The 2024-nt window shown below is 69.4% G+C and carries 3 protein-coding genes; 1 reads left to right on the forward strand and 2 read right to left on the reverse strand.

Features of this window, described 5'->3' with window-relative positions; all coding sequences use genetic code 11:
• A partial coding sequence (locus N878_RS18875; RefSeq protein ID WP_021445140.1) for a diguanylate cyclase occupies positions 1-1295 on the forward strand: 1295 nt, incomplete at its 5' end.
• Positions 1296-1315: 20 nt separating this feature from the next.
• Here N878_RS18875 and N878_RS18880 read toward each other — a convergent pair.
• The gene (locus tag N878_RS18880) at positions 1316-1531 is read right to left on the reverse strand and encodes a molybdopterin-binding protein (protein ID WP_003242436.1); all 216 of its coding nucleotides are present in this window, start codon (positions 1529-1531) and stop codon (positions 1316-1318) included.
• An 88-nt stretch (positions 1532-1619) separates the two neighbouring features.
• Positions 1620-2024, reverse strand: a 405-nt coding sequence (locus tag N878_RS18885) for an ATP-binding cassette domain-containing protein (RefSeq protein WP_021445141.1), incomplete at its 5' end; no start/stop codon positions are given.

Genomic DNA, 2024 nt, shown 5'->3' on the forward strand with positions numbered 1-2024 from the left:
AAGCGCCGCGCCCGGCGCGCAAGGCGACGCGCAGCGATAGCGGCAGCCGGCACATCTACATCCTCGAGGAAGAGGCCGCGGCGGGCGAAAGCATGCGCCTGACGCTGAACAACTTCGGCTACCAGGCCGAGCACTTCAACTCCATCGCCGGCCTCGACGCCGCCCTGCAGCAGCACCTGCCGGACGCGCTGATCGTCGACGTCAACCTGCCCGGGGAAAGCTGCAGCGGCCTGGACTACGCCGCGCGCCTGCAACAGCGCCTGGACGCGCCGCTGCCGCTGCTGGTGCTGACCCAGCAGGACGACTTCGCCACCCAGCTGCAGGCGGTGCGCGCCGGCGCCCTGGGCTTCTTCGCCAAGCCGGTGGACATCCCGCAGCTGGAGAGCCGCCTGGAGCGCTGCTTCGCCCAGCAGCACGGCGAGCCCTACCGGGTGCTGATCGTCGACGACGACCAGGACCTGGCCAGCCGCTACAGCCTGGTGCTGCGCGGCGCCGGCATGCTGGTGGAGGTGCTGCGCGAGCCGGCGCAGATCTTCGCCCACCTGCGCGACTTCAACCCCGAGGTGGTGCTGCTCGACGTCAACATGCCCGACTGCACCGGCCCGGAGCTGGCGCAGATCATCCGCTGCAACGACGACTGGCTGCGCATCCCGATCATCTACTTGTCGGCGGAAACCGACATCGCCAAGCAGATGAGCGCGCTGATCAAGGCCGGCGACGACTTCGTCAGCAAACCCATCTCCGATCATGCGCTGGTCGCCACGGTGTTCTCCCGCGCCCAGCGCGCCCGCCTGCTGTCCAACGCCCTGGCCCGCGACAGCCTGACCGGCCTGCTCAAGCACGGCGACATCAAGGAACAGGTGGCCATCGAACTGGAGCGCGCGCTGCGCAGCGGCGACCGCGCCAGCGTGGCGATGCTCGACATCGACCACTTCAAGCGGGTCAACGACAGCCACGGCCACGCCGCCGGCGACAACGTCATCCGCGCCCTGGCCAACCTGCTGCGCCAGCGCCTGCGGCGCATCGACAGCCTGGGGCGCTACGGCGGCGAGGAGTTCCTCGCGGTGCTGCCGGACTGCCCGCCGGAGCAGGCCAGGCTGATCCTCGACGAGATCCGCCAGCGCTTCGCCGAGCTGCGCTTTATCGCCGAGGGCGGCGAGTTCTCCTGCACCCTCAGCGCCGGCATCGCCGGCACCGACGTGCACAGCGACGCCGAGCAACTGCGCGAACGCGCCGACAAGGCGCTGTACGCGGCCAAGCACGGCGGCCGCAACCAGGTGCGCCTGGCCGAATGAGCCGCGCCCGGCGCGGGCCCTCAGAGCTTGGCGATGGACACCTCGGTGGACTTGACGAAGGCGATCACCTCGCTGCCCACCTGCAGTTCCAGCTCGCGCACCGAGCGGGTGGTGATCACCGAGGTGACGATGCCGGCGGCGGTCTGCACGTCGATTTCCGACAGCACGTCGCCGATGACGATTTCCTTGATGCTGCCCTTGAACTGGTTACGCACGTTGATGGCTTTGATGGTCATGGTGTTGCTCCTGATGGTCGACTGATGTAGCCCGGATGGAATCCGGGGGAGTCTTGGGGCCGCCCCGGACAGAGTCCGGGCTACGGCTTCACAGTGCCCAGCGCAATTGCGTGGGCAGGGGTGATAGGGGGTCGGGCGGCGTCGGCAGCTCCGGCTGCGCCAGTACCCGGTCGAGCACGCGCGCTTCCAGCGCGGCCAGCAGCGGCGAGCCGTGCGGGCGCGGACGCAGCAGTTGCACATCCAGATCGAGGCCGATCTGGCCGTCCTCGATCAGGATCACCCGATCCGCCACGGCCACCGCCTCGGCGACGTCGTGGGTGACCAGCAGCACGGTGAAGCCATGCTGCTGCCACAGGCGCTCGATCAGTTGCTGCATCTCGATGCGGGTAAGCGCATCCAGCGCGCCCAGCGGCTCGTCGAGCAGCAGCAGGCGCGGGCGATGGATCAGCGCCCGGGCCAGCGCCACGCGCTGCTTCTGCCCACCGGACAGCGC

The sequence above is a fragment of the Pseudomonas sp. EGD-AK9 genome, from assembly GCF_000465935.2.
In the GTDB taxonomy this organism is placed as follows: Bacteria; Pseudomonadota; Gammaproteobacteria; order Pseudomonadales; family Pseudomonadaceae; genus Aquipseudomonas.

Bases quoted from the DNA above. Each gene is read 5' to 3' on its own strand.
- N878_RS18880 (WP_003242436.1), bottom strand. From the start codon at position 1,531: ATGACCATCAAAGCCATCAACGTGCGTAACCAGTTCAAGGGCAGCATC.